Consider the following 4,929-nt stretch of genomic DNA (forward strand, 5'->3'; position numbering starts at 1 on the left):
GAGAGCGTGAAACAAGATATGGGGCGCAAGAGACCGAACGCGATTCCGTGCCTCAGAGCACGTGGGCGTGACTGGTCCGTGTGCGAAAGAAGCCGAGTCATGGGCGTTACAGCCCGGGTGCCGCGCCGTGCGGCACCCGGGAAAGCCCGAATAGGTGAAGTTCTGCGTCACGCGCTGGCGTCCCGAGTCACGAGATCGCTTCCCCCAGACGCGACGACCGCTGTGTGATCGCATCGACGAGGGAGCTGCGGGCCGCCGAGGGGGCGGCCCGCAGTGGCCGGCCGCGGCCCAGCGTGAGCCACAGCTATCGCCAGACAGCGACCGCACCGCCGTGTCGTTCCCATCCGCCTGCCGGCTGGTCGGGCAGCCGTCACCGAGTCGGCGGAATCATTTTGTCGTCAGCGGTGGTTTGTTCGGCCGGCAGCGTTCCCATAGGTGAATACACCTGTCACAACGTGTGTTTATTCGTAGCCGCGAGAGTCGAAGCAGCCCGGACTAGCGCGCGGCAATACAGCCGGTCGAAAACGGCCACCGTGCCCGGTGTTTTTATATACTCCCACGAAATCCGTGGTATGTTCGACCGGATTCTGTTTCCGACCGACGGGAGCGAGGGCGCTGACGCGGTGTTCGATCGCGTGTTAGGCGTCGCGGAGGCGCACGACGCGACCGTCCACGTCCTCAACGTGGCCGATACGACCCACGACAGCGTCACACGAATTGAGGGAGAGGTCGTCGATGTCCTCGAACGCGAGGGCGCGGAAATCGTCGAAAAAACGGCTGAGCGCGCGGCGGACCGGGGCGTTTCGACCGTTACTGATGTCATTCAGGGCGGTGTGGCCCCTACCATCGACGCATACACCGAGGAGTACGGTATCGACCTGATCGCCCTGCCGACGAGGGGGCGGGCCGGGCTCGAACGTTTGCTCCTCGGGAGCACGACCGGCCGCGTCCTCCGCCGTTCGGCCGTTCCGGTGCTGACCTTCGACCCGACCGACGACCCGGCTCCGTACCCCGCCCGAAGCGTGCTCGCGCCGACCGATGGAAGCGCGGGCGCGGAGGCGGCCCTCAAGTTCTCGGTCGAACTCGCGGCGGCGACGGAGGCGGCCATACACATACTCTGTGTCGTCGACGAGTCGGATCCGATAGTTGATTTGTCGGCAGACACGACCGACGAGCGAGCGGGTGAGGTGATCGAGACTGCGACATCCATCGCCGAGGACGCTGGCGTCGAATCCGTCGTCGGGGCGGTCGAGACGTCCTTGTCGATCCGGCGGGCGATCGAGTCGTACGTCGGGACACGCGGTGTCGACCTCGTCGTAATGGGTGCGCGTGGACACCGTGTCCTCGAGCGTCGCCTCCTCGGGAGCGTCACCGAACGGACCGTCCAATCGGTTTCGATCCCGGTGATGACCGTTCCTGAACCGGACGCGTGAACGCGAGTCGACCGCGCGCTCGGGAGGGTCGGGGAATAAAATCCCCGGAAACCAACGATTGAAGTACGTTATGTGATAGTATTGCTCACGATGAATGACCGACCCACACTCGTCGAGGAGGCGATGACCGAGACGTTGGAGATCATCCAACCGGACGCGGCGGTATCGACGGCCGCGGCCGAGATGCGGAACCGTGGGCTGGGCGCACTACTCGTGACGACAGCCCCGCCCGCGATTGTGACGAAAAGCGATATTCTGGATGCCGTCGCCGACGGCCTCGATCCAACGACCACCTCCGTTGGAGCGGTAATGACGCAACCCGCCGAGACTGTCCCGCCGGACTGTCCACTGAACGAGGCCGCCGCGATGATGACGACGTTCGGCACTGATCACATCCCCGTTGCGGACGACGACTTCCTTGGGATGGTGTCGATGGCGGATGTCACCGCCAGAGAGTCGTGATGCTGTCGGACGAGCGTTAGTGACTGACCGGGCTGATAAAAGACGACACGATGTTAACCGCTCCGCTCGGGGTCTCGGGCCCGGTGTTCACTTATCAGTTGGTCGATCTCGGCGGCTTTCCGTTCGCGTCGTCGCTCGGTCGCTCGATCGTTCCAGTCCTCGATCACGGCTTCGACTTCGTTTTCGCGGGCGACGGCGAGTTCATCCACCTCCTGAATCGTGACATCTGACGCTGGCCCGACCGGAACCTCGTGCTCGAAGAGAACTTCGTCGGCCTGTTCGGAGAGGCCGCCATCCCGCAGCACGACGCGGGGATCGTACCCCGCTAGCCGTTCAGCGGTTTCGCGCCCGGCCCCGCTGGCATCACGGAGGTAGACGACATCATCGGGAGCGATGCCGTACTCGTCGTCCGCCTGCCGGATCGCACCCTTGGTGAACTGCTCGACCGGCTTGACGGGGACGAGGCCGCGCTTTTGCTCCGCCACATCGGCGAAGTTCGAGTGATCGAGTTTCCACAACTCTTTGAGCCGCTCGAGTTTGTCCTCAAGTTGTTCGTTGGCCGTTTCGGCCTCGGAGAGTTCTCGCTTGAGTCGTTCCGTCTCGCGCTCGAGCCGGGTCACCTCCCGGCGCTCCCTTGCCTCCCGGCGCTCCTCGCGGCGGGCCTCGGAGAGTTCAGACTCCAACTCATCTATCTGTTCGTCCTTCCGCGAGACGGTCTCGCGAAGGTCCTCTACGTGCCCTTCGAGGCGCTGGACGCGGTCCTTGAGTCGCTTGATCTTCTTTTCGTCGTCCGTGAGTTCGCGGGGGTCGTGGGCTGACTCCTCGGTCTCACTTCCGTCGTCATCGCGCATCGCTTCGAGGGCGGACTCGACGCTCTCCCCATCGGAGACGACCGTCGCGATGACCTCCCCGCGGTCGAACTGCGGCGGGACCTTTTCGGCAATTCGCTCGAACTGGTCCGCGTGGTCGTCGAAGGCGAAAAGCGCCGCCGCCATCGCGTCCCGCTCGTGGTCGTTATCGTAATGCTCCTCCCGCGTGCGATGGAGTTTCCGGTCGACCGAGAGATCGCTGTCGGGGATCCAGCCGGCGGCGTCGAAGCTCCGCCTGATCTTCTCGACAGTCTCGGGCATCGGTTCGACATCGGCGGCGACGACGATCGGCCGGCCGTGCTCGACGATCCACTCGACCACGTCGGCCGTGTCGACTGTCCGGCTCGACCACACATCGAGGACGCTCCCGTCGAGATCGGTCACCGCGACGGCGGTTGTCGTCCCGGGGTCGATGCCGACGACGACGTGGTCGCGGCGCTTCGCGAGCGGCTGGTACTCGATCCCGTCGCGGCGTTCGCGCTCGATCTCGATCCGGGTGTCGCCGGAGCGATGTTCCGAGACGGGAAGCTCGGCGGGCGTCGCCTCGACCTCGAAGCGGGCCTGCGAGTAGCCACCGTACTTTTCCGTTACATCCTGTTCGTACTCGAGGGCGGCTGTTTCGAGCTTCGATTCGACCTCCCGTGCGGTCTTTTTAACTGAACCGTGGATCCGACGGGTGAAACGGTCCTCGCTCCAGCCACCGCTCCCCGTTGATCGCCCCCGCGACACCTTTATCTCAGTCGTGTTTGTGAACGCTGACACTTCGTAGCCGACGTTTCGGGCTGCGAGCCGGGCTGCCGCCTCGGCCTCCTGCATCGGCTGTTTGCCGTAGGGAACGCCGTGGCGGCTGGCGACCCGCGAAAGCGGTTCCGGCCGTTCGTCGCCCGTCACCTGGACGAGTTTCGTCTCCGAGGGTAACCCTCGGAGGAACCGGACCAACCCTGCTTTGTCCTCGGCGAGTTCATACGTGTTGTCCGTCGCCACGATGGCCGGTTCTTCCCCCTCGATCCGGCGGTGGAGTTTCCGGAGCGAGACGACATCGCGCTCTATCGTCTCCCCGTCGTAGGTGACGACAGCGTATGAGGGGGCGTCGCCCCGAACGTCGCCGCTTTGAATGTCGACGCCAAAGATGCGGTTGTTCAGGGCGCTCGTTCGCGTGCTCACGTTTACCGATAGGGTGTCATCGGTCATAAATCCCGTGACGGGAGAGGTTTCAGCTCGCCTCATGACCGACCAGACGGCCGAATCAGGGTACTAAACGGACCAATCGGATTCGCTTAACGAGCGCTCCGGGGCGGTGAAAAGCGGTGGAAGTAGCATTCGCTCCCGACCCAAACGATCGCTTCGCTCGCGTTTCCGTGGGCTGAATCCAGCGCCGCCGCTTACTGTTGGTCGGCAGGATGCGGTGGGACTGGGATTTGAACCCAGGAGGCTTGCGCCATCTGCTTTCAAGGCAGACGCAATGGGCCGCTCTGCCATCCCACCTGTCAGAAGCTTACAGATCGGCTCGTGTCATGCGACGTTCGACACTCCCCAGGACAAACGCCGCGTCCCACACGGATCCAATCGCGGTTGCGTTGAACCGCGCTGAGAGCATCGAAATCACACTCATTGAAGCCTACAAGTACGTCAAACCCCAATAGGTATGAAAATGTCGTCTTGCCCCAGAGACAGCGTCCGATCAAGCCGATCGGTAGCCGCTGTGAGTAAGTGACGGGAGACGGGCGAACGCACTAGTAACCGACCCCACCCTACTTTGCTCGGCCTTGCGGCCTCGCTCGTTGGGGGTGGGGCCACTGGCAGAGCGTCGCTCTGGCAAGGCCTCGAAAGGCGTCGCCTTTCGGTGGCTTTGATGTGGTTCTCGCTTTCAGTTGGCGCGACGGGGCGTCTTGTGCGCCCCGCCTACCGGACGCCCTTCGGGGTCGACAAACCCACCATTCAGGGCCGGGCTACTGCGGCCCGTACTGCGCGCCACTTGTGGACGCACAGCACTAACTGGCAGTAAGATATGGTGCAGTATAGTGGTTGCGAAAGCTCGTGTCGGCTTCCTCTCCGGCCGACTCGCGTCGCGCTTCCGACTGAGCGTCGGAACCCCTCGCTCTCTCCTCACGGGCCGTGCGCGGCGCTCCGCGCCGCGAATTCGAGGCGGTGAAGCCGCCTCGCAA

At 63.8% G+C, this 4,929-nt stretch carries 3 protein-coding genes and 1 tRNA gene; 2 read left to right on the forward strand and 2 right to left on the reverse strand.

Annotated elements, in window-relative coordinates:
* Window positions 1-572: 572 nt before the first annotated feature.
* Window positions 573-1,433: a universal stress protein gene (locus tag ACI944_RS11660; protein ID WP_411719226.1), complete on the forward strand. Its 861-nt coding sequence runs from the start codon at window positions 573-575 to the stop codon at window positions 1,431-1,433.
* A gap of 90 nt (window positions 1,434-1,523) precedes the next feature.
* On the forward strand, window positions 1,524-1,895 hold the full coding sequence (locus tag ACI944_RS11665) for a cyclic nucleotide-binding/CBS domain-containing protein (RefSeq protein ID WP_411719227.1): 372 nt from the start codon (window positions 1,524-1,526) through the stop codon (window positions 1,893-1,895).
* Window positions 1,896-1,948: 53 nt separating this feature from the next.
* Here the strand turns inward: ACI944_RS11665 and ACI944_RS11670 are convergent, their stop codons facing one another.
* Window positions 1,949-3,928, reverse strand: coding sequence for a DUF460 domain-containing protein (locus ACI944_RS11670; RefSeq protein WP_411719228.1), 1,980 nt, complete (start codon window positions 3,926-3,928; stop codon window positions 1,949-1,951).
* 239 nt (window positions 3,929-4,167) lie between these two features.
* Window positions 4,168-4,249, reverse strand: a tRNA-Ser gene (locus ACI944_RS11675).
* Window positions 4,250-4,929: the final 680 nt, after the last annotated feature.

This window comes from Natronomonas sp., from assembly GCF_046710025.1.
Lineage (GTDB): Archaea > Halobacteriota > Halobacteria > Halobacteriales > Haloarculaceae > Natronomonas.